Consider the following 23,607-nt stretch of genomic DNA (forward strand, 5'->3'; position numbering starts at 1 on the left):
GTCATGCGAAACCTGAAAGCACCGTTGGCTGCCGCGGCCGTTGCCGCCCTGGTACTGGCCGGCTGTGGCACCACCAGTGAACGGACCAACGATCAGCCGCAGGCCGGCAGCTCCAAGGAGTGCAAGGGTGCCGACGGCAAGTACACGATCGGGATGAGCCAGGCGAACGTGGCCGAGCCGTACCGGCAGCGGATGGACGACGACATCCGGGCGGCCGCCAAGGAGGTGCCGCAGTTCGAGGTGAAGTTCGCCGACGCCGCGCAGGACAACGCCAAGCAGGTCGCGGATGTGGAGAACTTCATCACCCAGCAGATCGACCTGCTGATCATCAGCCCGAACGAGGCCAAGCCGCTGACCGCGGTGGTGAAGAAGGCCTACGACAAGGGCATCCCGGTGCTGGTGCTGGACCGCAAGGTCGAGGGTGACGCGTACACCGGGTTCATCGGCGGCGACAACGTCGAGATCGGCACCGAGGCGGGCAAGTACGTCGCCGAGAAGCTGCTGCCCCAGGGTGGCAACGTGGTGGAGCTCAAGGGGCTGGCGGGCGCGACCCCGCAGGCCGAGCGGCACCAGGGCTTCGTCGACGCGATCAAGGCGAACCCGAAGATCAAGATCGTCGCCGCGGCCAGCGGCGACTGGCTGCGGGAGAAGGGCCAGGCGCAGATGGACGCGCTGCTGAAGTCGAACCCGAAGATCGACCTGGTCTACGCCCACAACGACCCGATGGCCGAAGGCGCCTACCTGGCGGCCAAGGCAGCCGGCCGCGAGAAGGAAATGAAGTTCATCGGCATCGACGCTTTGCCGATCCCGTCCGGCGGCATCAAAGCAGTAGAACAAGGCCGCTTGAGCGCTACCTTCACCTACCCCACCAACGGCAAAGAAGCCATCACCGCCGCCAAGAAACTCCTGATCGACTGCGCCACCATCGAAAAGACCCAAACCCTCAAAACCCGCCTCATCGACAAGGAAAACGCCGCCAAGATCTACGCCGAAGAAAACCCCTCCGGCTGATCCGTCAGCGGCGGTGGGAGCTGGCTCGTTCTATTAGGCGGGCGGCTAGCGTGGTCGTGGTGGTGGGGCGGGTGTTGTCGGTGATTCTTGCCAGGAGCAAGCGGGCTGCCACCGTTCCGATCTCGTAGGCCGGTTGGGCGACGACTGTGAGTGGTGGGTCGAGTAGTTCGGCCCAGGGGGCGTCGTCGAAGGCAACGATGCCTACCTGTCGGCCCGGGCGGATGCCGTGCTCCTGCAACGCCTGGAGGACTCCGACCGCCATCGCGCTGTTCGCGACCAGCAACGCGTCGGGCGGCTCGGGCTGGTCGAGCAGTTCCTGTGCAGCTCGATGGGCTCCCGCCGCCTTGTACTCCGTCCGTCGCACCAGTTTCGTTGTACTGCGCAACCGCGCCGCCTTCAACGCATCGCGATAGCCGGCCAGCCGGTCGTCCGCAGTACGGACTCCTGACGGGCCGGTGATGCAGCCGATTCGTCGATAGCCCTGCTCTATCAAGTGCGCGGTCGCCTGCCGGGCGGCGAGTCTGGTGTCGACGAGGACGACATCGCTGGCTTGCCCGGGCAGCGGCCGGTCCACCGCCACGAAGGCTGTGCCGCGTTGGGTCAGCTTCTCGACGCTGGTCGCAGTACCGGTGGGGGACAGGATGACGCCGGCGACGCGTTCCTGGATCGCGACGTCGATGTAGCGGCTCTCCTTGGCGGCGTTCTCGTCGGAGTTGCAGAGCACGACCGAGTAGCCGACCTCGTGCGCGACGTCCTCGACGCCCCGCGCGATCGCGGTGAAGAACGGGTTCTCGACGTCGGAGATGATCAGCGCGACGACCGCGGCCTCCTGACGGCGCAGGTTCCTGGCCGGTCCGTTGGGCTGGTAGCCGAGCTCGTCGGCCGCCTGCCGGACCCGCGCGACCAGGTCCGGATCCACCGTGGACTTGCCGTTCAGCGCGCGCGACACGGTCGCCGTGGACACCCCGGCCCGGCCCGCCACGTCGCTGATCGTCGGCACCCTGCTCCCTTCGCTGACCCGCACCCTATCCGTTCGGGTAATGGATTACCCATCAGCTCGGCGTGCACTTTACGAACAGAACCCCCGGGCCTTACCAGTGACATGAGAGGATCACCCGCGTGACTGCCTTGCCGAGCGTTTCCTACTCCATCACCGTTCGCCTCGAGGTGCCCGCGGGCGGCTCGACGGTGAGCAAGCTGACGACCGCCGTCGAGCACGCCGGTGGTCTCGTCACCGCACTCGACGTGACCGCCTCCGGGCACGAGCGGCTGCGGATCGACGTGACGTGTGCCGCCGCCGACACCGAGCACGCCGGCCGGCTGGTCGAGGCGATGCGCGCCGTACCGGGTGTGGAGATCGGCCGGGTCTCCGACCGGACCTTCCTGATGCACCTCGGTGGCAAGATCTCGATGGAGGCCAAGCACCCGATCCGCAACCGCGACGACCTCTCGATGATCTACACCCCAGGTGTCGCGCGGGTCTGCCTGGCGATCGCCGCCAACCCCGACGATGCGCGCCGGCTGACGATCAAGCGCAACAGCGTCGCCGTGGTCACCGACGGCTCGGCCGTGCTCGGTCTGGGCAACATCGGCCCGAAGGCCGCCCTGCCGGTGATGGAGGGCAAGGCCGCGCTGTTCAAGCGGTTCGCCGGCATCGACGCGTGGCCGCTGTGCCTGGACACCCAGGACCCCGAGGAGATCATCGCGGTCGTCAAGGCGATCGCGCCGGGCTTCGCCGGGATCAACCTGGAGGACATCTCCGCGCCGCGCTGCTTCGAGATCGAGGCCCGGCTGCGCGAGGAGCTCGACATCCCGGTCTTCCACGACGACCAGCACGGTACGGCGGTGGTCGTGCTGGCCGCCCTGTTCAACGCGCTGCGCGTGGTCGGCAAGGACATCGGCGAGGTGCGCATCGTGCTGTCCGGCGCGGGCGCGGCCGGTACGGCGATCCTCAAGCTGCTGATCGAGGCCGGCGTGCGCGACACGATCGTGGCCGACATCGCCGGAGTCATCCACACCGAGCGCGACGGGCTGTCGCCGGAGCTGCGCTGGATCGCGGAGAACACCAACGCCGCGCAGTACAGCGGGGACCTGAAGGGCGCGCTGGCCGGGGCCGACGTGTTCATCGGCGTCTCGGCGCCGAACATCCTCAACGGTGACGACATCGCGACGATGAACAAGGACTCGATCGTGTTCGCGCTGGCCAACCCGGACCCGGAGGTCGATCCGGCGGCGGCGCACGAGCACGCGGCCGTGGTCGCCACCGGCCGCAGCGACTTCCCGAACCAGATCAACAACGTGCTCGTCTTCCCGGGCGTCTTCCGCGGTCTGCTCGACGCGCAGTCGTCGAAGGTGTCGATCCAGATGGAGCTGGCGGCCGCGAAGGCGCTGGCCGGCGTGGTCACCGACGACGAGCTGAACGCCGACTACATCGTGCCGAGCGTCTTCCACCCGGAGGTGCACACCCGGGTCGCGCACGCGGTCCGTGACGCGGCGGGCGGCAAGGCGCCGGCCGCGGAGCACTTCCCGGACGACTCGCCTTCGCTCTGAGACCGGCTTTGGGTCGAGCTGGTTTGATGGGGTTGCCGTGATCGACTCCACTTTGAGCGAACCTGACGTCCGAACCTCCCGTACCGCGTGGTGGTGGCGGGCTGCCTTCGTGGTGGCCTGCCTGATCCACCTCTACGGGTTGTACTCGCCACATCAGGCGAGCTCCGCCGGCGCCGAGATCCCGTACGCCGACAAGGTCGCGCATCTGCTCCTGTTCGGCTCGGTGGTCTATCTCGGCCTGCGCACCGGCGTACCGGCTCGTTGGCTGCTGCCCGTGGTGGCCGCGAACGCGGTGATCAGCGAGCTGATCCAGTACTTCTGGTTGCCGTTCCGCAGCGGCGATCCGCTCGACGCGCTGGCCGACCTGGCCGGGCTGGCGCTCGGCGCGTGGCTCGGCGTACGCGCGCTCCGTGCCCAAAAGTCGTCCGGCACGACATGATGGGGACATGACGGCCACGACCCTGACCGGCTCACTGCTGGTGGCGACCCCGTTGCTCGACGAGCCGCCCTTTCGGCGGTCGGTGATCCTGTTGCTGGATCACGACGACGACGGGGCGCTCGGCGTCGTGGTGAACCGGGCCGCGGACCTCGAGGTCGACCGGGTCCTGTCCGACTGGTCGAAGACGGTGAGCGAGCCGGGCGTGCTCTTCATGGGCGGTCCGGTGGGCACGGACAGTGCGCTGGCGGTCGCCGAGGTGATCGAGTCCGCCGACCCGCCCGGATGGCGCGAGTGCTTCGGCCGGATCGGGCTGATCGACCTGGACGTCCCGCCGGCGCTGCTCGAGGGGGCGATCCAGCGCATGCGCATCTTCGCCGGCTACGCGGGCTGGTCCAGCGGCCAGCTCGAAGGCGAGATCACCGAGGGCGCCTGGTACGTCGTCCCGTCCGAACCGGACGACGTCTTCAGCCTCCGCCCGGAAGGCCTCTGGCGCCGAGTCCTGCGCCGCCAGAACGACCAGATGGCCTACCTGGCCACCTACCCCGACGACCCCACCCAGAACTAGCCCGCGAGGCTCCCGCATCGCGGCTCGCCGCGGATGCGGCGGTGGTCTGTTTCCGGCGCGGAGCTCCCACGCGCGGAGCCCACCGCCCCGGCGCCAGTACTCCGGAGTGGTTACTCCTTGTCGCCGTCGTCTCCGTCACCCGGGTTGAGCGAGTCCCAGATCTCCTTGCACTCCGGACAGACCGGGAAGCGCTGCGGGTCGCGGCTCGGCACCCACACCTTGCCGCACAGCGCGACCACCGGGGTGCCCATCACCATCGCCTCGGTGAGCTTGTCCTTCGGCACGTAGTGCGAGAACCGCTCGTGATCGCCCTCGTCCAGCGACGGCTTGGTCCGCTCGTCGATGACCGTCTCTGCGCCCGGGCTCAGCTGAGTACTCATAGCCAAGAGTGTAGGTCGCCCCAGCCCCCAACTCCCGAACTTTCTCCACAACCGCCTCCGGGCAAAGTGCCCTGTGGAAAACCGGGGCACCCCGGGGCAGACGACGGCACTTTGTAGGTATGACCACCAAAAGGAGGCACCATGGCACTTGTGGAAGCCGAAGCCGAACCGCAGTACTCACCACCCTGGTCCTGGAGCGGGCCGCTGACCCGGGACGAACTCGCCCGGATGCCGGATGACGGGCATCGCTACGAGCTCATCGATGGATCGCTCGTCATGACTCCGGCCCCCTCGGCCCGGCATCAGGACGTCGTCCTCAACCTGGCAGTCCTGCTCAAGACGATCTGTCCGCCGGACTTGAAGGTCGTGGTGGCGCCCTTCGACGTCGTGATCAGCCAGGACACGGTGATGGAGCCAGACGTTCTCGTCGCACGTCGAGCAGATTTCACCGAGCGCGATCTCCCGATGGCACCCCTACTCGCCGTCGAAGTTCTGTCGCCGAGCACGCGACGATTCGATCTGACCCTCAAGTTCTCCCGGCTCGAGGCGGCGGGCTGTCCGTCGTACTGGGTGGTTGATCCCGACACGCCGGAGTTGATTGCGTGGGAGTTGCGGGACGGGGCATATGCGCAGGTCGCGAAGGCTGCCGGGGACGAAGCGGCGCGGTTGACGGCGCCGTTCGAGGTCAGTGTGGTGCCCGCCGATCTGACCTTGTGAGGGATCTCGGGTAACGTTCCTGCACGGCCGACAGTCGACTATCGGGGGAGTATGCCGTCCGTGGATTCGCACGTGCCTGCCGCACCAGCCGTGCTTCCTCCGGCCTACCCGGACCGCGCCGCGTGGGGAACTGCGAGCAAGCTGCGGGCCTGGCAGGCGGAGGCACTTCAGCTCTATCTGGACAAGCAACCGAAGGACTTCCTGGCGGTCGCGACGCCGGGCGCGGGCAAGACGACGTTCGCGCTGACCGTCGCCGCCGAGCTCCTGCACCGCCGGGTGATCGAGCGGATCACCGTGGTGACGCCGACCGAGCACCTGAAGGTCCAGTGGGCCGACGCTGCCGACCGGGCCGGGATCGCGATCGATCCCGCCTTCGCCGGTCGCAGGGGCCGGACGAACAAGGACTTCCAGGGCGTCGCCGTCACGTACGCCGGTGTCGCGGTGAACCCGCTCGCCTTCCGGGTCCGGACCGAGAAGTTCCGCACGCTGGTGATCCTCGACGAGGTGCACCACGGCGGTGACGCGCTCAGCTGGGGTGAGGGTGTCCGGGAGGCTTTCGAGCCCGCCACCCGTCGTCTCGCCCTGACCGGTACGCCGTTCCGCAGCGACGACAACCCGATCCCGTTCGTCACCTACGAGTACGGCCACGACGGTGTCGCACGCAGCCAGGCCGACTACACCTACGGTTACGGTCACGCGCTGCGCGACCACGTCGTACGGCCGGTCATCTTCATGTCGTACTCCGGGGAGATGCGCTGGCGCACCAAGGCCGGTGACGAGGTGGCTGCCCGGCTGGGTGAGCCGCTGACCAAGGATCTGACCGCTCAGGCGTTGCGTACCGCGCTCGACCCGGCCGGCGAGTGGATGCCCGCAGTACTGGCTGCCGCTGACAAGCGGTTGACCGAAGTACGGCGGCACATGCCCGACGCGGGCGGCCTGGTCATCTCAGGTGACCAGAACACGGCCCGGGCGTACGCGAAGGTGCTGCGCGAACTGACCGGCCAGGCGCCGACCGTCGTCCTGTCCGACGAGAAGGCGGCGAGCAAGAAGATCCAGACGTTCTCCGACGGCGACCAGCGGTGGATGGTCGCGGTCCGGATGGTCAGTGAGGGCGTCGACGTGCCGCGGCTGGCGGTCGGGGTCTACGCGACGCCGACCTCGACGCCGCTGTTCTTCGCGCAGGCCGTCGGGCGGTTCGTCCGGGCGCGCAAGCGGGGTGAGACGGCGTCGGTGTTCGTGCCGTCGGTGACCCGGTTGCTGAGCTTCGCGGCCGAGATGGAGGTCGAGCGGGACCACGTGCTCGGCCGGAAGAACTCGAACGAGGACGGCGACATCTTCGGCCTCGAGGACGACCTGTTGAAGAAGGCGAACCAGGCCGAGGGCGCGAGTGACGACCTCGACGCGAAGTTCGAGGCGCTCGGCTCGGACGCGACCTTCGACCGGGTCGTCTTCGACGGCGGCGACTACGGCACCGGCGGTGACATCGGCTCGGACGAGGAACTCGACTTCCTCGGTCTCCCCGGCCTGCTGGAGCCCGACCAGGTCCGCGAACTGCTCCGCAAGCGGCAGGCGAAGTCGATCGCCCAGCAGAAGAAATCCCAGCGCGGCACCTCCGATCGCGAAGACCCGACCCCGGTCGAACTGGCCACCCACGAACAGGTGGCCCTCCTCCGCCGCGAGCTCAACGGCCTGGTCGCTGCCTGGCACCACCGCACCGGCCAGCCGCACGGCGTCATCCACAACGACCTCCGCCGCAAACTCGGCGGTCCCGCCGCGGCCCACGCCTCCTCAGCCCAACTCCGAGACCGCATAGAACTCATTCGCGACTGGGCAACCCAACGCCGCGCCTAGAGCATGTCTGACAATCCCTAGCAGCCCGGCGTACCGGCAAGGCAGTTCTCCTTCAGTTCGAGGACGTCGCCGCGCCAACGGGAGATGAAGCGGCGGTCGTGGCTGACCACCACCAGCGCGCCGTCGTAGCGATCCAGCGCGGCTTCCAGTTCTTCGACCAGTACGAGCGACAGGTGGTTCGTGGGCTCGTCCAGAACGAGCAGGTCGTATGGCGTGGTCAGCAAGCGTGCCAGCGCGAGCCGTCGACGCTGACCGGTCGACAACGCCTCCACCCGCGTCTGCAGCTGGTCGGCACGGAACAGCCCGAGCCGGCCCGACCCGCGATGCCTGACCAGCTCCGATCGCAGCGTCGCGCCAGGTCGAGGCTCGACCACGTCCTGCCGCAGGTAGCCGATCTGTCCGGTGCGGGAGACGTAGCCTTCGTCCGGTGCGAGTTCGCCCGCGAGGACGTCCAGCAGGGTGGACTTGCCGATCCCGTTCGGACCGGTGATCAGCAGCCGGCCGGATGCCGGAACTGCCAGCGAGGTGGGTCGCAGGCGGTCCCGCACGGCCACGCCGACCGCGTCCAGGAGTACGCCGGACGCGGCGCCCGCAGTACGGAGGGACGGCGTGAAGCGCAACGGTTTCGCGGGCACCGGTGGCGGGTCGGCTTCCAGCCGGCGGAGCCGCTCCCGCGCGTTGCGGATCTTGCTGGACTCCGCCTCCTGGACGCGTCCGGTCGCCCGGTCGTACGCGACCTTGTTGTTGTCCTTCATCGGCCGGCCGTAGGCGACCCGATCGGCGGTGGTCCGCACGGTCACGCGCATCGCCGCGACTTCGTCCTCCCACTCCTGCCGGGCCTGCGCCATCCGCGCCCGCTCGGCGGCCTTCTCGGTCAGGTATCCCGCGTAGCCGTTGCCGTAGCGCGTCATCCGGTGGGTGTCGCCGTCGACCTCGAACAACGTCGACGCCACCTGCTCGAGGAACGCGCGATCGTGCGACACGACGACCGTAGTACCGGATCTGGAGCGCAGGTGGCCCTCCAGCCAGGTGGTTGCGGACAGGTCGAGGTGGTTGGTCGGCTCGTCGAGCAGCAGCACCTCCGGCGACGACGCCAGTACCGCGGCCAGGTGCAGCCGGGCGAGTTCCCCGCCGGACAGCGAGGACAGCCGCCGATCTCCCGGCAGATTGCTCAACCCCAACCCGGCCAGAGCTCGCTGCAACCGCGCCTCCGCGTCATACCCTTCCCGTACTTCGAACGCCGTCTGCAGCTCGCCGTACTCGTCCAGCACGTCGAGGTTGCCGTCAGCAAGCATCGACTCGAGAGCGAGCATCCTGGCCTCGATCGAGCGCAGGTCCGCCAGTGCGTGATCGGCGACGGCGGTGACGTCGAGGTGCAGTGGCAACGGGTTGTCCTGGGCAAGGAAGCCGATGCTGCCGGCCACTTGCACCGATCCGTCGGTCGGCTGCTCCTGACCCGCGAGCAGGCGCAGCAGCGTCGATTTCCCGGACCCGTTCTCGCCGATCAGCCCGCTGACCTGGCCGGGTGGAAAGGCGCAGCTGATCTGGTCCAGCACCACGCGGTGGTCGTAGGTCTTGGTGAGGTTGTGCACCGACAACTGGGTAGACATAAGTGTCCTCCTGACTCGCTGGAACGGACGGCGATCACCGCGGTGGGGTGAGGCCGGTTCGACGGCGGGTCAGTGGATCACTGCTACCTCCAGTTAATGCAACGAATGTTGCGTTAAGATCATGCCATGACCTCCGCCGGGAACGCAAGCAGGCCGGGTGGGCGCAGCGCCCGGGTCCGCGCCGACGTGCTGGCGGCCGTCGAGGCCGAGCTGGCCGAGCGCGGCTATGACGGACTCACGATCGACGGCGTCGCGGCGCGCTCCGGTGTCCACCGCACCACGGTTTACCGCCGCTGGGGGACTGTCGACCGGCTCCTCGTCGACCTGCTCGCGCTGGGTGCGGACGACACCTGGGCGCCCGCGGAGACCGGCACGCTGGCAGGTGACCTGGCCGAGCTCAACCGGGAGATCCGGTCGGCGTTGACCATGCTGCCGTCCGTCACGGTCGCCGTGATCGCGGCGTCGTTCCGCACGGCTGACGCCGCTGACGCCCTGCGGCGTTTCTGGGTGGATCGCTACGAGCGCAGCGCGGTCGTCGTCACCCGTGCCGTCGAACGCGGGGAGATTCCAGCCGGCACCGACGCTCATCGCGTCCTGATGCTGGCGACCGCTCCGCTCTATCACCAACTGGTCCTGCTCCGGCAGCCGATGTCCGCCCAGCTGGCGACTCGCTTCGCCCGCGATGCCGCCGAGGCCGCGAAAGCGGGCATTCTCCGCCACTGAGGGCCAGGTTCGCCGCTATGGGTTGCCTCTGCGGCTGAACTGGGTACACTGTACGAAGTTTACTGATTCGACACGGTGGAGGAGCTGGTTTGAGCGAGCTGCAGAGCGGTCCGGGTGCGACGGGATTCGTTCCGAGCGAGGCGGAGGTGGCCGAGGTCCAGGCCTGGTTCGTGCGGTACGACGCGCTCGCGGCGGCGCAGGACTACGAGGGGATGGCCGACCAGGCGGTCTTCCCGCTCAACGAGGTGACCGACGACGGCAAGGGGAACGCGTCGGCGGCGCAGTACGACCGGGCCGCGTTCGTCGCGCAGATGGCTGAGGTGATGGGCGGCAGTGGTGACGTGACGATGGAGACCACCCGGACCCCGCACTTCCTGACCGACAGCCTGGTCTTCGTGATCACCGAGGGCACGATGACGTACGGCGGCCACACCCAGCCGATCCGCTACGGCGACCTGCTGCTCAAGATCGACGGCGAGTGGAAGTTCCAGTCGATGGTCCAGGGCGGCTGGGGCTGATCACCGCCCCCGAGCGAACGTGGGGGTTGGCGGCGTGCCGTCTGGGGTGGGGGAGGGAATCGGCGACTATTAGGTGGTGACTTCGACACCTTCTGTCCGGGCGGCGGGGGCCGTGGCTGTCGTGCGGTGGTGGCATGCGGGGATTGCGGTCGTCATTCTCGGGTCGTTGGTGATCCAGTTGATTTTGATCTTCAGTGGTGGGGCGGATGCCAACTCTGGGGAGACTGGAGAGGCCGCCGGCGTCGGGGTGCGGTTGTGGCGGTTGTTCAGTTTTTTCACGATTGAGAGCAATTTGATCGTGCTGGCCGTGTGTTTGGGGCTGGTACGGCGGCCGTTGCGGGATGGGCGGGTCTGGAATGTCGTCCGGCTCGACTCGCTGCTGGGGATTGTCATCACGGGGCTGGTGTTTGCGATCGTGTTGGCGCCGCAGGTGCACCTGACCGGGGCCGCCTTGGTGGCGACTATCGGCTTCCACTACGTCTCGCCGTGGGCAACCCTGCTCGCCTGGCTGTTGCTCGGCCCCCGGCCGCGGTTGACGTGGCGGATCGTTGCCGCGGCCTTCATCTGGCCAGTTGCCTGGTTGCTCTACATCTTCGTGCAGGGCAGCTTCACCGACTGGTACCCGTATCCGTTCCTCGACGCCACCGAGCTCGGCCTGGGCGTCGCCGTTCGCAACGCGCTGGCTGTCCTCGTCATCGGTCTTGTCCTGGCAGCCGGTTTGAAGGTCCTGGACGGGAAGCTCCGGGCGCCAGTTCGTTGACGTCGATCGCGTTCCCGTGGAGCTGTTTGTCAACTGGCGGTGAGGGCCTGGGTGCCGACGACCTCGAGCAACCGGATCGCCTGGTCGGACGCCGAGCCGGGGTCGGCCGTGTAGAGGACCACGCGCTGGTCGCGTTCGGGAATGACCAGGACCTCGCAGACCACATTGATCCGGCCGACCATCGGGTGGTTGATCGTCTGGCACATGCTCTGCTGCGTGCCGACCTCGTGCAACGCCCAGATCCGGGCGAACTCCTCGCTGCCCTCGACCAGTTCCCTGACCAACGCCGCGATCGCGGGATCGTCCGGATAGCGCCCGGTGGCCGCCCGCAGATCCGCCGCCGCCTCCCGCGCGAACTCGGCGGTCTGCTGCTCCCCGAACCGCTCCTGCTGCCGAGTCCCGGACAAGAACCGCAGGCGCAACAGGTTCCGCTCCCGCGGCGGCAGCCCCGAGAAGTCCGCCAGCAACGCCGCAGCCAACGGATTCCACGCCAGTACGTCGTACTTCGCGTCCAGCACCAACCCCGGTACGTCGAGCCGCGCCAGCATCCGCAGTACGCCGGTACGCACCTCCGTCGGCGGTCCCGGCGGAGGCCCGGGCTGCTCCCCGGCCAGCCGGAACAGGTGAGCCCGCTCGTCGTCGGACAGCCGCAACGCGCGGGCCAGCCCGGTCAGCACCGGCCGGGACGGTCGTGGGCCGCGCCCCTGCTCCAAGCGGGTGTAGTAGTCCGTGGACATCGTGGCCAGCCCGGCAACCTCCTCGCGCCGCAGGCCCGGCGTACGGCGGCGGAGTCCAGCCGGCAGGCCCACGTCATCAGGGCGCAACCGCTCGCGCCGGATGCGCAGGAACTCCGCCAGCTGTGCCCTGTCCATGCAACCAGCATCTCAAGTCCGCCGAACGCCAACCAGGGACCGCCGATCCCAGGCTCAGCCCGCTCTGCCTGCAGTCCCGAAACCGGACAAAGCTCTGAGCCATGAACAAAGTTGCAGTGGTTACCGGCGCCAACAAAGGAATCGGCAAGGAGATCGCCCGGCAGTTGGGCGAGGCGGGTCACACCGTCCTGATCGGTTCGCGGGATCTCGCCCGCGGCGAGGCCGCGGCCAAGGAACTGGTTGCCGACGGCATCAAGGCGAGCGCGATCCAGCTGGAGGTGACCGACCCCGCCTCGGTCCGGGCCGCCGCGGCCAGGATCGAGGCGGAGTACGGGCAGCTCGACGTACTGGTCAACAACGCGGCGATCATCCCCGAGGGCGACGCCGGCGTGACCGAGATCGCCGCGGATGTCCTGCGGGCCGGGTTCGAGACCAACGTGATCGGCCTGGTGAATGTCACCCAGGCACTGCTCCCGGTACTGCGAAACGCCGACGCCGCGCGGATCGTCAACCTGTCCACCTCGCTCGCGTCCTTCACCCTGGTCGGCGATCCCGAGTCGGAGTTCTCGACCATGCGGATGCTGGGCTACAACTCGTCCAAGGCCGCGGTGAACATGGTCACCGTGATGCTCGCCAACGAGCTGCGCGGTACCGGCATCCTCGTCAACGCAGCCGATCCGGGCAACTGCGCGACGGACATGGGCGGCTGGGACGCACCCCGTACGCCGGCTGCGGGCGCGGCCGTCGCGGTCCGGCTGGCCACCCTCGGCGCCGACGGCCCGACCGGCGAAGTCCACGCGGAAGAGGGTCGTCTGCCCTGGTGACAAGCCACCGGAACCGGTCTCCCTGGTAGTCCGGCGAATAAGTCGTGACATAAGTTCGGAGCCGTGGCCCGCCTGTTGACCGACCTTCGTCCGCTCCAGGAGTCGGCCGACTTCCGCCGGCTGTGGCTCGGTTCGACGGTCTCCCAGTTGGGCCAGCAGATGACCGCGGTGACCATTTCTATCCAGGTCTATGTTTTAACCCAGTCAACTTTTTCGGTCGGCCTGGTCGGCCTCTTCTCACTGGTCCCGCTGATCATCTTCGGGCTGTACGGCGGCGCGATGGCCGACGCCGTCGACCGCCGTACGCTCGCGCTCATCTCGTCCAGCGGTCTGTGGCTGCTCTCGATGCTGCTGGTCGCCCAGTCCGTCCTGCACTGGAACCAGGTCTGGGTCCTGTACGCCGTGGTCGCGGTGCAGTCGGCCTGTTTCGCGGTGAACAACCCGGCCCGGTCCGCGATCATCCCGCGACTCGTCCGCCCAGAACTCCTGCCGGCCGCCAACACGCTGAGCCAGGCCGCGTTCAACCTCGGCTTCACCGCAGGACCGCTGCTGGGCGCGGTCGTGCTCGCCTGGCAGGGGTTCGCCGCGGCGTACCTGGTCGATGTCATCACCTTCACTGCAGCGCTCTACGCGCTGTTCCGGCTGCCCCCGGTGCCGCCGACCGGGCTGGTACGCCGGGCCGGCCTGCGCTCGGTGCTCGAAGGCTTCACCTTCCTGCGAGCGGCTCCGGCGCTGCTCGCCACGTTCCTCGCCGACATCCTCGCGATGGTCTTCGCGCAACCACGGGCGCTGTTCCCGGCGGTGGCGGGCTCGTTCTTCGCGGGCGGCGTACGGACGGTCGGTCTGCTGCAGGCCGCGCCGGCGATCGGGGCGCTCCTGGGTGTGCTGTTCTCCGGCTGGGTGAGCCGGATCCGGCGGCAAGGCGTCGCGATCGTCGTGGCGATCAGCGTCTATGCGGTGGCGATCGGCCTGTTCGGGTTGTCGCGCACGATCTGGCTCGGCGTCGCGCTGCTGGCCCTGGCGGGTGCCGCGGACATGGTCAGCTCGGCGTACCGGAACACCGTGCTGCAGTCGGCGGCTCCGGACGCGATGCGCGGCCGGCTCCAAGGCGTCTTCATCGTGGTCGTCGCGGGCGGTCCGCGTCTCGGCGACTTCGTGGCCGGTACGACGGCGTCGCTCAGCACCCCGACGATCGCGCTGCTCGGCGGCGCCGGCGTGTGCGTCACCGGGCTGCTGATCCTGCTCGCCGTCAACCAGCCGTTCCGCCGGTACGACTCCGAGGTCCGCGCGTTGCGCTGACCGTCAGCCGCCGGTGACGAGCTTCTTCAGGACCTTGCCCCAGGAATCCATGTCCGGGTTGATCCGGTTCAGCGGCTTGTCGTCGACGGTGACGATCGGGCGGTCGCCGAGCGGTTTCTTGAGCTTGACCGGGATCAGCTCGATCTGCGCGTCCGGCGGGCACGGCTCGGTTTCGTCGATCACCGCGGTGATCTTGTCGTCGGACTCGGTCACGACCAGGTCCGAGAAGCAGTTGAAGCCGAGACCGATCAGCAGGTTCGCCTCGTCGTACTTGGGCCGGTTCTGCACGAACTTCAGGTACTTCGGCCGCTTGCCCTGGACCACCTGGTAGCGGAGTACCGGCTGCTGGGTCTTCTCGTCGGCCTTGCCGCCGCCGTCGTTCATGAAGGCGCCGAAGATCTTGTCGACGCACGGATCGGCGTCTTTTTCTTTGCCGTCGATCGCCCCCCACGCCTTGGCCGCCTGGTAGCAGCCGTTCGCCTCGCGGTTGAGCTGGACGTTGAACCCGACCAGCGCGAGCGCGCCGATCACCAGCGCGCCGGCCAGCATCCGCCGGGCGCGCACCTGCTGCCCGGTGAGCTGCTCCGGCTCGCCGGTTTCCTCGCTGCCGGGCAACTGCTTGAACAGGCCCAGCAGGCTGCTCGTCCACTGCGGATTGACCAGCGTCGGGACGGCGTACAGCAGGATCAGACCGACGCAGATCGCGATGGCGGGGAGCAGCGCCCAGTAATTTCGCACGGCAGCAAGATACGGGGACATCGGGCCGCGGCCGAAAAAGGTTACGCTTCGGCTGTGCCCGCTGAGACGTCCCAGACGCTCGATCGGGGACTCACCGTCCTCGAGTTGCTGGCGGACGCCCCGGACGGCCTGTCGATCACCGAACTGGCCGCCTCGCTGAGCGTCAGCCGGACCGTCGTCTACCGCCTGGTCAACACGCTGGAACTGCACCGCCTGGTCCGCCGCGACAGCGAAGGCCGCGCCCGGCTCGGACTCGCAGTACTGCACTACTCCCGCCGCGTCCAGCCAACCCTGCGAGACGCCGCTCTGCCGGTACTTCGCTCGCTGGCCGAAGACACCGGCGCGACGGCCCACCTCACCGTGGCCGATGGTGACGAAGCACTCGCGATCGCGGTGATCGAACCGAGCTGGACCGACTTCCACGTCTCCTACCGGATGGGTTCCCGCCACGCGCTCGACCAGGGCGCCGCCGGCAAAGCGATCCTGGCCGGCCGCCGCAAACCCGACCCGGCCGGCCGCCCCTTCGTCATCACCGCCGGCGAGCTCCAGGCCGGCGCCCAAGGCGTCTCCTCCCCGGTCCTCGGCGTACCAGGTGTCGAAGCCTCCATCGGCGTAGTCGTCCTCGGCAAACTGGACCGAGACTTCGTAGGCCCCCGAGTAGCCCGAGCCGCAGTAGAAGTAGCCAAACGCCTCGCCTGACCCACCACCAGCAACCGGCGGACCGGAGTACGAGCAGCCGCAGGCACCGGAGTACGAGCAGGTGCTGGTACCGGCTCGTGACGCTGCGCGTCACCTCGCGCGCGGAGATGCGGCCGCCAGGTGGCTGTCGACTGAATCGCAGGTGCTGGGCAACGGCAGGTACGACGTATCTGCGCCGGCGGCAGGCGGAGATGGGGCGGCGCCCGGCTTCGTGACGCTGCGCGTCACCTCGGCAGTGAGATGCGAGGGCGCGGGCGCACGTAGTACAAGCGGGTGGCGGTCTGCTCGTGATGCTGCGCGTCACAGCGCGGCTGAAGATGTGGGCGCAGACGCCGGAGCGACGGGGTAGTCGGAGTGGTGGCGCCTGGGCTTGTGACGCCGCGTGTGACCTCGGAGGCAAGGTGGGGATGTCGTGGGCGCTCGCAGGACACGCACTTGGTGAGCCGGTTCCTGGTGCTCCGACAGCCTCGCTCGCCGCCGTGGTGCTGGCTCATTTCGGGGGTCAACCCCTGAGTTTGTGGGTTGCCTCCCCTAAATCCGGGGTGGCAACCCACCGTTTGAGGGGTGGACCCCCGAAATGGCCGGCCGAGGCCAATTGCAGGTACGACGTGTCTCGTCCGGGCAGGCAAAGGTGGTGGCACGAGTCCCACCCGGACCGGCGTACCGCTCCCACGCGGATCGGTGTACGACGTGGTCCGCAGATCAGCTTCGGGTGGCCGCGTGGAGTAAGGGGAGGACTCGGTGGGGGATTTGTTCGGCTAGGGCTATGACTGTGGAGGCTCGTTGGATGCCTTGGACTATTACTACCTGGTCGATTACTCGTTGGAGGTCGGCGTTGGAGCGGGCGACTATTCGGCACCAGAGGTCTTCGGCGCCGGTGATGGTGTGGACCTCCAGGACCTCGGGGATGGCGGCCAGGGCGGCGGCTACTGCGGTGTGGCCGGAGCCTTGTTCTATTTGGAGGGTGGCGAAAGCGGTCACCGGATAGCCGATGGCGGTGGTGTCTACGTCGGGGCCCCAGCCTCGGACTACGCCGTCGCGGGTCAAGCGGTCCAGGCGGGCTTGGACGGTGCCGCGGGCTACGCCTAGGCGGCGGGATGCCTCCAGTACGCCGACGCGTGGCTCGGCGGCGAACAGGTCGAGGATGCGGGCGTCCAGGGCGTCTACTCCGGCCATACACACCTCCAATAGTCAGGGTGACCAAATAGTCCAGCAGAAGGCTGAGAATACTGGGCAGAGTGTTCAGTGAAACATACTTCTGTTGCGCAACCTGTCCGGGGGCGGCAAAGCTCATGCCCAAGCCGAACCCTCCGGGAGGACACCGATGACCAGCACCGACCTCACCCCTGCAGAGCTCGACGCCGATCTCGACCTCGACCAGTTGAAGCAGCTCGTCGGCCTGGTGCCGTACGACGAGAGCACCGACCCGTTCCCGGTCACCGCGATGGATGCCGTCGTGTTCATCGTCGGCAACGCGACCCAGACCGCGAAGTACTACCAGCTCGCGTTCGGGATGGACCTGGTCGCGTACTCCGGTCCGGAGACCGGCAACAAGGACAGCAAGGCGTTCGTGCTCAAGGCCGGCTCGGCGCGGTTCGTCATCACCGGTGGCGTGACCCCGACGAGCACGTTGCACGAGCACCACCGCAAGCACGGTGACGGCGTCTCCGACATCGCGCTCGAGGTGCCGGACGTCGACAAGTGCATCGCGCACGCCCGGGCGCAGGGCGCGACCGTGCTCGAGGAGCCGCACGACGTGACGGACGAGCACGGTACGGTCCGGCGCGCTGCGATCGCGGCGTACGGCGACACGCGGCACTCGCTGATCGACCGTTCGCAGTACAACGGCCCGTACCTGCCTGGGTTCGTGTCGGCGCAGACGGCCGTGACCCGGCCCGAGGGGCACCCGAAGCGGCTGTTCCAGGCGGTCGACCACGTCGTCGGCAACGTCGAGCTCGGGCTGATGGACGAGTGGGTCGGGTTCTACAACAAGGTGATGGGCTTCGTGAACATGGCGGAGTTCATCGGCGACGACATCGCCACCGACTACTCCGCGCTGATGAGCAAGGTGGTGGCCAACGGCAACCACCGGGTGAAGTTCCCGCTGAACGAGCCGGCCATCGCGAAGAAGAAGTCGCAAATTGATGAGTTCTTGGAGTTTTATGACGGCGCCGGCGCGCAGCACATCGCGCTGGCCACCAACGACATCCTGCGCACCGTCGACATCATGCGGGCCAACGGTGTCGAGTTCCTGAACACGCCGGACTCGTACTACGAGGACCCGGAGCTGCGCGAGCGGATCGGCAACGTGCGGGTGTCGATCGAGGAGCTGCAGTCGCGCAAGATCCTGGTCGACCGCGACGAGGACGGTTACCTGCTGCAGATCTTCACCAAGCCGATCGGCGACCGGCCGACGGTCTTCTACGAGTTGATCGAGCGGCACGGCTCGCTCGGCTTCGGCAAGGGCAACTTCAAGGCGCTGTTCGAGGCCATCGAGCGCGAGCAGGAGCGCCGCGGCAACTTGTAACCCCAAAGCACCCCGCCTTGAAAGGCGGGGTGTTTTGTTGGTCTGTGTGTATACCCACCGTGATCTGCCCGCGACACACCGAGGTTGCGTCCGATTACCGGAGTGACTGTCAGGTCAGGGGAGGTTCGCGTACTCTGCCCAATGAGTGTGCGTCGGGGCGTACGCTCAGGAAGGGTTTTCCGATGAAGACACTGGGCATTGTGCTCAGCACCGCGGGTCTGGCCGCAAGCGGCGTGTTCGCCTTGGCCACCTCAGCTCAAGCGGCGCCTGCCGTGAGCTGCTCGGGTGCGAAATCCATCTCGTCCGCAAGCATCTTGCGCGACCACCGACCGCCCAGCTGGGGCAGTGTCCGGCTCGTCCGGGACAACTGTTCGCAGTACTGGGCCGAGATCACCATGAAGCCGCGACTGACTGCGAACCAGCGGGCCAATGCCTATCTGGTCCAGCACGGCGGCTCCAACGCGGGGCGAACGTTGTCCTGTGACAGCAGCGGTGGCAACGGAGCCGTGACGGCCGGGCAGCGAACCTGCCGGACGCCGAAGGTGAGGTCCACCGACAAGAGCGTCACGTTCATCGCGATCGCCCGCGAGTTCCACAACTACGGCGGCGGCTACCAGGAGATCTCGGAGAACGCGACCAGCAGAACCCGCTGATCGCACCTGCCAAGAGGCGCAAAACCGCCCGAGTGCCCTGGGCGAGGTGATGCTCGACGCCGGGGGCGCCCAGGCACGCACCTCGCGGCGTTGGAGAAGCGTCCACGATGCTCCGCATCGAGGACGCTCCTCCGCCTTGCGATGCACGCACCTGGACACCCCCGGCGAACGAGCATCACCTCGCCCAGGACACTAGGCTCACCGATATGAACGATCTAGTCGAGCGCCTTCGGCAGGTGTTGCCGCCGGAGGCGCTGGTGACCGATGCCGACCGGATCCAGAGTTACCGGTACGACCGGGCGATGTTCTGTCCGGCCGGTGAGCCGATCGCGGTGGTGCTCGCGCGGGAGACGGCGCACGTCCAGGCGGCGGTCAGGATCGCCGCCGAGGCGGGCGTCCCGGTCGTGCCCCAAGGTGCCCGCTCCGGGCTCTCGGGTGCGGCGAACGCCATCGAGGGCTGCCTGGTGATCTCGCTGGAGAAGATGGACAAGATCCTCGAGATCGAGCCCGTCGACCGGTACGTCGTGACGCAGCCCGGCGTGTTCAACGCCGTCTTGTCGCGCGCGGTGGCCGAGCAGGGCCTGTTCTACCCGCCGGACCCGTCGAGCTGGGAGTTCTGCTCGATCGGCGGCAACCTGTCGACCAACTCGGGCGGCCTGTGCTGCGTGAAGTACGGCGTGACCACCGACTACGTGCTCGGGCTCGAAGTGGTGCTGGCCGACGGCCAGGTACTGCGCACCGGCCGGCGCACCGTCAAGGGCGTCGCGGGCTACGACCTCACCAAGTTGATGGTCGGCAGCGAGGGCACCCTCGGCATCATCACCGAGGCGACCCTCGCGTTGCGCCCGCAGACGGCCCAGCCGCGCACGATGGCAGCACTGTTCGACTCCGGCGTCGCGGCCGGTGAGGCGATCGTCGAGATCATCCGCAGCGGCGTGTCGCTGTCCCTGCTGGAGATCATGGACCGCACCACGATCGGCGCGGTCAACGACTACCTGCGGATGGACCTGCCGACCGAGGCCGCGGCGATGCTGATCGCCCAGTCCGACGCGGGCGGCGAGGCCGGTGCCGCCGATGTCGCGATGGTGGCCAAGCTCTGCCGCCAGTACGGCGCGATCGAGTGCATCGAGGCGGACGACCCGGCCGAGGGTGAACTCCTGCTGGCGGCCCGCCGGGCGGCGCTGGTCGCGCTGGAGCAGCTCGGGACGACGATGATCGACGACGTCTGCGTACCGCGGTCCCGGCTGGCCGACTTCATCGGTGCGGTCGAGCGGATCGCGCTCGACCTGGACATCACCGTCGGCGTACTGGGTCATGCCGGCGACGGCAACATGCATCCGACCGTCGTGTTCGACGCGACCGATCCGGACCAGGCGGCCCGGGCCCAGGTGGCCTTCGACAAGATCATGGAGGTCGGTCTGGAGCTGGGCGGCACGATCACCGGCGAGCACGGGATCGGGGTGCTGAAGCGCGACTGGCTGGTCCAGGAGATCGGTCCGGTGGCGGTCTCGGTGCACCGCGCGATCAAGGCCGCGCTGGACCCGAAGAACATCCTGAATCCGGGCAAGGTCGTTTCGTGAGGGTTCTTCTACCTTCTGTGACTCAACCGCAACGGAACTGCCGGGGCCATTCGACGTTCACGGCCGTCGAATGTGACGTGCCGGCCGCACTATGGAAGGCAGTTGTCTGAAAACGGGGGGAACACGGTGAGGCAAGGCGGGAGGTCACCCATGCGAGCAAGGCGGTTGCTGCCGGCTGCGCTGGTCCTGGCCGGGCTCGTCGTCCTGTCCGGCTGCGCGAACGGCGGCGGCCTGCGGGTCGAGGGCGCCGACACGCCGGCCACCTCGGCGGCGCCGAGCCCGTCGGTCAACCGCGGCTTCGCGCCGTCCACGCCACCGTCCACGACGCTGGGGCCGCGGATCAGCGCGGAGGCGATGAGCCTGACCGAGATCCGGGACAGCCTGCGCAACGACAGCCAGGTGGACGCGTACTTCCGCAAGCTGCTGGCGCGGTGCACGGTGATCGCCCGCTGCCTCACCCGGGGGCCCGCCGTCGACATGATGAAGACCGGCCAGCCGCAGCAGGTGGTGCTGATCCACACGCTCGACAACTTCGTCGTCGGAGCCGCCCTGATGGCCGCCACGCCGACGGGGCCACGCCGGGTTTGGAGTTTGAAGGCCGATCAGTTGAAGATCAGTCCCACCCGGCAAGGCGAGCTGGTGGTCGAAGCGAAAATCTTCACCGTGGACGACGCGCCTTGTTGCCCGTCCGGAAGCACGGTCCAGGTCTACCGTTGGGTCGGCGGTCGGATGACCACGGTGAGCTCGCAGATCCAAGAGGGAGACTGAACTTCGGTGGTACCGGAAGAACCGGCAGCGCGCATCCTGATGGTCGAGGACGACGCGGTGATCCGTGAGGCGACCCAGTTGACCCTCGAACGCCATGGGTACGACGTCACGACGGCCGAGGACGGCCTGGAGGCGATCGAACGTTTCGAGAAGATCCATCCGGACGCGGTGATGCTCGACATCATGCTGCCCGGACTGGACGGCATCTCCGTGTGCCGGCGGATCCGGGAGTCCAGCACGGTGCCGATCGTGATGGTCTCGGCCCGCGGTGACGCGCTGGACGTCGTCCTCGGGCTGGAGGCCGGCGCGGACGACTACGTCACCAAGCCGTTCGACACCCAGGTGCTGGTGGCCCGGCTGCGCGCGGTGATGCGGCGCGCCGTGGCCGATCCGGAGCGGCCCGCGCCGGCGACGGGCTCGAGCGTCGAGTCGTTCGGCGACCTGGAGCTGGATCGCGAGGCTCTCGAGGTACGGCGTGGCGGTAACACCGTCCAGCTCACCCCGACCGAGCTGAAGCTGCTGATCGAGTTCGCCAACAACCCGGGCGTCGTGCTGAGCAGGTCCACCCTGCTGCAACGCGTCTGGGACTACGAGTGGGGCGGCGACGGCCGGCTGGTCGACGTCCACCTGCAACGCCTGCGGACGAAGATCGGCGCGGACCGGATCGAAACCGTGCGCGGATTCGGATACAAGCTGCGGGCCTAGCACGATGCCTTCCGCCCCCCATGGAGGCCTCTGATGGGTCTTCGCAGCAAGCTCGGCCTGATCTTCGTTCTGCTGTCGTCACTCGCGATCCTGGTGCTCTGCGTCGCGGTCTACACCCAGGCCCAGTCGGCCCGGCTGGACCGGACGCGGAGTTTCGCCGACGAGCGGATCCAGCTGGCCGCGGAGAGCTACGACCGCAGCGACGTACCGGTGTTCGGGTCGCGGCTGGACGATCCGGATCTGCCGCCGCAGCTGCGGGAAGCCGTGATGGGTGGCAAGCGGGCCACCTTCAAGACCGGCTCGCCGAACGCCAAGATGTGGGCGGCCGTCGGCGTCAAGGATGGCCAGATCCTGTCGATCGTGCAGGACTACGACGTCGACGACCCGTCGATGGCCGCGTTGCGCCGGGCGCTGATCCTGGGCGGTATCGGCACGGTTGCCCTGGTCGCCCTGGGCAGCGTGATCGCGGCCGGCAGCCTCTCCCGCCGGATCGTCGCAGTCGCCGGTACTGCGCGCCGCATCGCCGCGGGGGATCTCGATGCCTCGGCCGCGGGCGCCGCGGGCAAGGGCAAGGACGAGGTCCAGGCACTGGCCACCGCCCTGGACACGATGGCCAGTTCGCTGCGCGGCCAACTCGAAGCGGAGCGAAGATTCACCGCGGACGTCGCCCACGACCTCCGTACGCCGGTCACCGGCCTGCTGACCGCCGCCGAGTTGTTGCCGCCCGGTCGTCCGAGTGAGCTCGTGCGCGACCGGGCCAAGGTACTGCGGCGACTGGTCGAGGACCTGCTCGAGATCGCCCGGTTCGACTCCGGTGTCGAGCAGGCGGATCTGGAGCATGTCGGGCTCGGCGCGTTCGTGGGGTCCGCCGTCGGCCGGTTGCGGATGCAGCAGTCGCTGGCGCCGGACAGTGTCGTGGTGCACCGGTGCGGCCCGGAGGAGACGGTGTCCACCGACTCCCGACGGATCGAACGCATCCTGGCGAACCTGATCGTCAACGGCCTGCGGCACGGCCGGCCACCGATCGAGGTCACCGTGCGGGGCCGGACCATCGAGGTGGTGGACCACGGCAACGGTTATCCCGAGGAATTGATTGCCGAAGGCCCCCGTCGGTTCCGTTCCGGGATGGCCGAGCGCGGCGTCGGCCACGGCCTCGGCCTGACCATCGCCGCTGGACACGCCAAGGTTCTCGGCGCCGAGCTCACCTTCGGCACCTCTCCTGGCGGCGGTGCGTGCGCCCGGCTGGTGCTGCCGGACAGTCCTGAGACGGAGTCGTAACACAACCTTTCCCACGGCCGGGGCGTCTCCACAGGTGTCGGGTTCACCAGAACCCCATACCTACGAGGGGAAATCACCACCATGCGCACTCGCTCTCAGGCCGTTCGTCGTCCGTTCGCCGTGGTCGCCGGGATCGCTCTGGCCGCCGCCGGGATCGGCGTGGCCGGCGCTCTGCAGGCCACCGCGACACCGGACACCACCCGGATCACCAGCACCAGCACGGATGTCGCCGCGAAGCCGTCGATCACGATCAAGTCGGACAAGACCACCGCGAAGGCCTGGGCCAAGGTGTCGTTCTCCGGCAAGACCACCGGCATCGCCGCGAACTCGGTCGTCCAGGTCCAGCGCCTGCAGAGCGGCAAGTGGGTCAACTTCCCCGCCACCACCAAGGTGACCAGCAAGGCGACCTACTCGGTGTGGGTGCAGAGCGGCCGCCTCGGCGTCAACAAGTTCCGCGTCGTGACGGCCAAGGCCGCCAGCCCTGCCGTCTCGGTCACCGTCGTCAAGTGAGCAAACAAAAGCGGCGCCATCCTCGGGGGA

At 68.2% G+C, this 23,607-nt stretch carries 25 protein-coding genes; 19 read left to right on the forward strand and 6 right to left on the reverse strand.

The genetic code is table 11. The features are described from left to right. The first annotated feature begins 3 nt into the window (after positions 1-3). Positions 4-1,011, forward strand: coding sequence for a substrate-binding domain-containing protein (locus tag ACQPYM_RS10590; RefSeq protein ID WP_433018560.1), 1,008 nt, complete (start codon positions 4-6; stop codon positions 1,009-1,011). A 4-nt stretch (positions 1,012-1,015) separates the two neighbouring features. Here the strand turns inward: ACQPYM_RS10590 and ACQPYM_RS10595 are convergent, their stop codons facing one another. Beyond that, positions 1,016-2,011 carry a LacI family DNA-binding transcriptional regulator gene (locus ACQPYM_RS10595; RefSeq protein ID WP_433018562.1) on the reverse strand — a complete coding sequence of 332 codons (996 nt, stop codon included), beginning with the start codon at positions 2,009-2,011 and terminating at the stop codon, positions 1,016-1,018. A gap of 119 nt (positions 2,012-2,130) precedes the next feature. Between ACQPYM_RS10595 and ACQPYM_RS10600 the strand changes: the two genes are divergently transcribed. From ACQPYM_RS10600 to ACQPYM_RS10610, 3 genes are read left to right on the forward strand one after another with little or no spacing between them, the layout of a single operon-like run. Next, complete coding sequence (locus ACQPYM_RS10600) at positions 2,131-3,561, forward strand: NAD-dependent malic enzyme (protein ID WP_433018565.1); 1,431 nt, start codon at positions 2,131-2,133, stop codon at positions 3,559-3,561. A gap of 37 nt (positions 3,562-3,598) precedes the next feature. Then, positions 3,599-4,000 carry a VanZ family protein gene (locus ACQPYM_RS10605; protein WP_433018568.1) on the forward strand — a complete coding sequence of 134 codons (402 nt, stop codon included), beginning with the start codon at positions 3,599-3,601 and terminating at the stop codon, positions 3,998-4,000. Positions 4,001-4,007: 7 nt separating this feature from the next. After that, positions 4,008-4,565 carry a YqgE/AlgH family protein gene (locus tag ACQPYM_RS10610; protein ID WP_433018571.1) on the forward strand — a complete coding sequence of 186 codons (558 nt, stop codon included), beginning with the start codon at positions 4,008-4,010 and terminating at the stop codon, positions 4,563-4,565. 110 nt (positions 4,566-4,675) lie between these two features. Here ACQPYM_RS10610 and ACQPYM_RS10615 read toward each other — a convergent pair whose 3' ends face one another. After that, complete coding sequence (locus tag ACQPYM_RS10615) at positions 4,676-4,945, reverse strand: DUF3039 domain-containing protein (protein ID WP_360283296.1); 270 nt, start codon at positions 4,943-4,945, stop codon at positions 4,676-4,678. 141 nt (positions 4,946-5,086) lie between these two features. On the opposite strand from ACQPYM_RS10615, the gene ACQPYM_RS10620 reads away from it, so the two are divergent. Together ACQPYM_RS10620 and ACQPYM_RS10625 are read left to right on the forward strand one after the other, a co-directional pair. Next, complete coding sequence (locus ACQPYM_RS10620) at positions 5,087-5,662, forward strand: Uma2 family endonuclease (RefSeq protein ID WP_433018575.1); 576 nt, start codon at positions 5,087-5,089, stop codon at positions 5,660-5,662. Positions 5,663-5,713: 51 nt separating this feature from the next. Beyond that, positions 5,714-7,513: a DEAD/DEAH box helicase gene (locus tag ACQPYM_RS10625; RefSeq protein WP_433018578.1), complete on the forward strand. Its 1,800-nt coding sequence runs from the start codon at positions 5,714-5,716 to the stop codon at positions 7,511-7,513. A gap of 17 nt (positions 7,514-7,530) precedes the next feature. On the opposite strand, the gene ACQPYM_RS10630 is transcribed toward ACQPYM_RS10625, so the two are convergent. After that, complete coding sequence (locus tag ACQPYM_RS10630) at positions 7,531-9,123, reverse strand: ABC-F family ATP-binding cassette domain-containing protein (protein WP_433018581.1); 1,593 nt, start codon at positions 9,121-9,123, stop codon at positions 7,531-7,533. Between the two features lie 126 nt (positions 9,124-9,249). On the opposite strand from ACQPYM_RS10630, the gene ACQPYM_RS10635 reads away from it, so the two are divergent. The 3 genes from ACQPYM_RS10635 (at position 9,250) to ACQPYM_RS10645 (ending at position 11,124) form a co-directional block, all read left to right on the forward strand. Then, complete coding sequence (locus ACQPYM_RS10635; protein ID WP_433018584.1) at positions 9,250-9,846, forward strand: TetR/AcrR family transcriptional regulator; 597 nt, start codon at positions 9,250-9,252, stop codon at positions 9,844-9,846. 89 nt (positions 9,847-9,935) lie between these two features. After that, the gene (locus ACQPYM_RS10640; RefSeq protein WP_433018587.1) at positions 9,936-10,364 is read left to right on the forward strand and encodes a nuclear transport factor 2 family protein; all 429 of its coding nucleotides are present in this window, start codon (positions 9,936-9,938) and stop codon (positions 10,362-10,364) included. A gap of 76 nt (positions 10,365-10,440) precedes the next feature. Then, entirely contained in the window at positions 10,441-11,124 is a 684-nt protein-coding gene (locus ACQPYM_RS10645) for a Pr6Pr family membrane protein (RefSeq protein ID WP_433018590.1), read from the forward strand. Between the two features lie 29 nt (positions 11,125-11,153). Here the strand turns inward: ACQPYM_RS10645 and ACQPYM_RS10650 are convergent, their stop codons facing one another. After that, entirely contained in the window at positions 11,154-11,996 is an 843-nt protein-coding gene (locus tag ACQPYM_RS10650) for a helix-turn-helix transcriptional regulator (RefSeq protein WP_433018593.1), read from the reverse strand. A 101-nt stretch (positions 11,997-12,097) separates the two neighbouring features. Between ACQPYM_RS10650 and ACQPYM_RS10655 the strand changes: the two genes are divergently transcribed. Then, positions 12,098-12,820: an SDR family NAD(P)-dependent oxidoreductase gene (locus ACQPYM_RS10655; RefSeq protein ID WP_433018596.1), complete on the forward strand. Its 723-nt coding sequence runs from the start codon at positions 12,098-12,100 to the stop codon at positions 12,818-12,820. A gap of 63 nt (positions 12,821-12,883) precedes the next feature. Beyond that, the gene (locus ACQPYM_RS10660) at positions 12,884-14,119 is read left to right on the forward strand and encodes an MFS transporter (protein WP_433018599.1); all 1,236 of its coding nucleotides are present in this window, start codon (positions 12,884-12,886) and stop codon (positions 14,117-14,119) included. A 3-nt stretch (positions 14,120-14,122) separates the two neighbouring features. Here ACQPYM_RS10660 and ACQPYM_RS10665 read toward each other — a convergent pair whose 3' ends face one another. Continuing rightward, on the reverse strand, positions 14,123-14,857 hold the full coding sequence (locus ACQPYM_RS10665; protein ID WP_433018602.1) for a hypothetical protein: 735 nt from the start codon (positions 14,855-14,857) through the stop codon (positions 14,123-14,125). 54 nt (positions 14,858-14,911) lie between these two features. On the opposite strand from ACQPYM_RS10665, the gene ACQPYM_RS10670 reads away from it, so the two are divergent. After that, entirely contained in the window at positions 14,912-15,556 is a 645-nt protein-coding gene (locus tag ACQPYM_RS10670) for an IclR family transcriptional regulator (RefSeq protein ID WP_020387098.1), read from the forward strand. Between the two features lie 702 nt (positions 15,557-16,258). On the opposite strand, the gene ACQPYM_RS10675 is transcribed toward ACQPYM_RS10670, so the two are convergent. Beyond that, on the reverse strand, positions 16,259-16,732 hold the full coding sequence (locus ACQPYM_RS10675) for an Lrp/AsnC family transcriptional regulator (RefSeq protein ID WP_433018605.1): 474 nt from the start codon (positions 16,730-16,732) through the stop codon (positions 16,259-16,261). Between the two features lie 148 nt (positions 16,733-16,880). Here ACQPYM_RS10675 and hppD point away from each other — a divergent pair, with 148 nt between their 5' ends. From hppD to ACQPYM_RS10710, 7 genes are all read left to right on the forward strand, one after another. Next, the gene (gene hppD, locus ACQPYM_RS10680) at positions 16,881-18,083 is read left to right on the forward strand and encodes a 4-hydroxyphenylpyruvate dioxygenase (protein ID WP_433018608.1); all 1,203 of its coding nucleotides are present in this window, start codon (positions 16,881-16,883) and stop codon (positions 18,081-18,083) included. A gap of 182 nt (positions 18,084-18,265) precedes the next feature. Next, positions 18,266-18,736 (forward strand): hypothetical protein, encoded by a 471-nt coding sequence (locus tag ACQPYM_RS10685; protein WP_433018611.1) that lies wholly within the window; start codon positions 18,266-18,268, stop codon positions 18,734-18,736. A gap of 206 nt (positions 18,737-18,942) precedes the next feature. Then, positions 18,943-20,316, forward strand: coding sequence for an FAD-binding oxidoreductase (locus ACQPYM_RS10690; RefSeq protein WP_433018614.1), 1,374 nt, complete (start codon positions 18,943-18,945; stop codon positions 20,314-20,316). 150 nt (positions 20,317-20,466) lie between these two features. Continuing rightward, a complete protein-coding gene (locus ACQPYM_RS10695) occupies positions 20,467-21,084 on the forward strand; it encodes a hypothetical protein (RefSeq protein WP_433018617.1) in 618 nt (205 codons plus the stop codon). Between the two features lie 6 nt (positions 21,085-21,090). Next, positions 21,091-21,789: a two-component system response regulator CseB gene (gene cseB / locus ACQPYM_RS10700; RefSeq protein WP_433018620.1), complete on the forward strand. Its 699-nt coding sequence runs from the start codon at positions 21,091-21,093 to the stop codon at positions 21,787-21,789. A gap of 33 nt (positions 21,790-21,822) precedes the next feature. Further along, positions 21,823-23,067, forward strand: a complete 1,245-nt coding sequence (locus ACQPYM_RS10705; RefSeq protein WP_433018623.1) for an ATP-binding protein — start codon at positions 21,823-21,825, stop codon at positions 23,065-23,067. Between the two features lie 81 nt (positions 23,068-23,148). Beyond that, positions 23,149-23,577 carry a hypothetical protein gene (locus tag ACQPYM_RS10710; RefSeq protein WP_433018626.1) on the forward strand — a complete coding sequence of 143 codons (429 nt, stop codon included), beginning with the start codon at positions 23,149-23,151 and terminating at the stop codon, positions 23,575-23,577. The last annotated feature ends 30 nt before the right edge of the window (positions 23,578-23,607 follow it).

This window comes from Kribbella sp. CA-294648, from assembly GCF_050943845.1.
In the GTDB taxonomy this organism is placed as follows: domain Bacteria; phylum Actinomycetota; class Actinomycetes; order Propionibacteriales; family Kribbellaceae; genus Kribbella.

What these genes read in the sequence shown, in the direction of transcription:
- ACQPYM_RS10590 (WP_433018560.1), top strand. Translation starts at nt 4, where the DNA reads ATGCGAAACCTGAAAGCACCGTTGGCTGCCGCGGCCGTTGCCGCCCTG.
- ACQPYM_RS10610 (WP_433018571.1), top strand. Translation starts at nt 4,008, where the DNA reads ATGACGGCCACGACCCTGACCGGCTCACTGCTGGTGGCGACCCCGTTG.
- ACQPYM_RS10615 (WP_360283296.1), bottom strand. Translation starts at nt 4,945, where the DNA reads ATGAGTACTCAGCTGAGCCCGGGCGCAGAGACGGTCATCGACGAGCGG.
- ACQPYM_RS10620 (WP_433018575.1), top strand. Translation starts at nt 5,087, where the DNA reads ATGGCACTTGTGGAAGCCGAAGCCGAACCGCAGTACTCACCACCCTGG.
- ACQPYM_RS10625 (WP_433018578.1), top strand. Translation starts at nt 5,714, where the DNA reads ATGCCGTCCGTGGATTCGCACGTGCCTGCCGCACCAGCCGTGCTTCCT.
- ACQPYM_RS10630 (WP_433018581.1), bottom strand. Translation starts at nt 9,123, where the DNA reads ATGTCTACCCAGTTGTCGGTGCACAACCTCACCAAGACCTACGACCAC.
- ACQPYM_RS10635 (WP_433018584.1), top strand. Translation starts at nt 9,250, where the DNA reads ATGACCTCCGCCGGGAACGCAAGCAGGCCGGGTGGGCGCAGCGCCCGG.
- ACQPYM_RS10650 (WP_433018593.1), bottom strand. Translation starts at nt 11,996, where the DNA reads ATGGACAGGGCACAGCTGGCGGAGTTCCTGCGCATCCGGCGCGAGCGG.
- ACQPYM_RS10655 (WP_433018596.1), top strand. Translation starts at nt 12,098, where the DNA reads ATGAACAAAGTTGCAGTGGTTACCGGCGCCAACAAAGGAATCGGCAAG.
- ACQPYM_RS10675 (WP_433018605.1), bottom strand. Translation starts at nt 16,732, where the DNA reads ATGGCCGGAGTAGACGCCCTGGACGCCCGCATCCTCGACCTGTTCGCC.
- hppD (WP_433018608.1), top strand. Translation starts at nt 16,881, where the DNA reads ATGACCAGCACCGACCTCACCCCTGCAGAGCTCGACGCCGATCTCGAC.
- ACQPYM_RS10685 (WP_433018611.1), top strand. Translation starts at nt 18,266, where the DNA reads ATGAAGACACTGGGCATTGTGCTCAGCACCGCGGGTCTGGCCGCAAGC.
- ACQPYM_RS10690 (WP_433018614.1), top strand. Translation starts at nt 18,943, where the DNA reads ATGAACGATCTAGTCGAGCGCCTTCGGCAGGTGTTGCCGCCGGAGGCG.
- ACQPYM_RS10695 (WP_433018617.1), top strand. Translation starts at nt 20,467, where the DNA reads ATGCGAGCAAGGCGGTTGCTGCCGGCTGCGCTGGTCCTGGCCGGGCTC.
- ACQPYM_RS10705 (WP_433018623.1), top strand. Translation starts at nt 21,823, where the DNA reads ATGGGTCTTCGCAGCAAGCTCGGCCTGATCTTCGTTCTGCTGTCGTCA.
- ACQPYM_RS10710 (WP_433018626.1), top strand. Translation starts at nt 23,149, where the DNA reads ATGCGCACTCGCTCTCAGGCCGTTCGTCGTCCGTTCGCCGTGGTCGCC.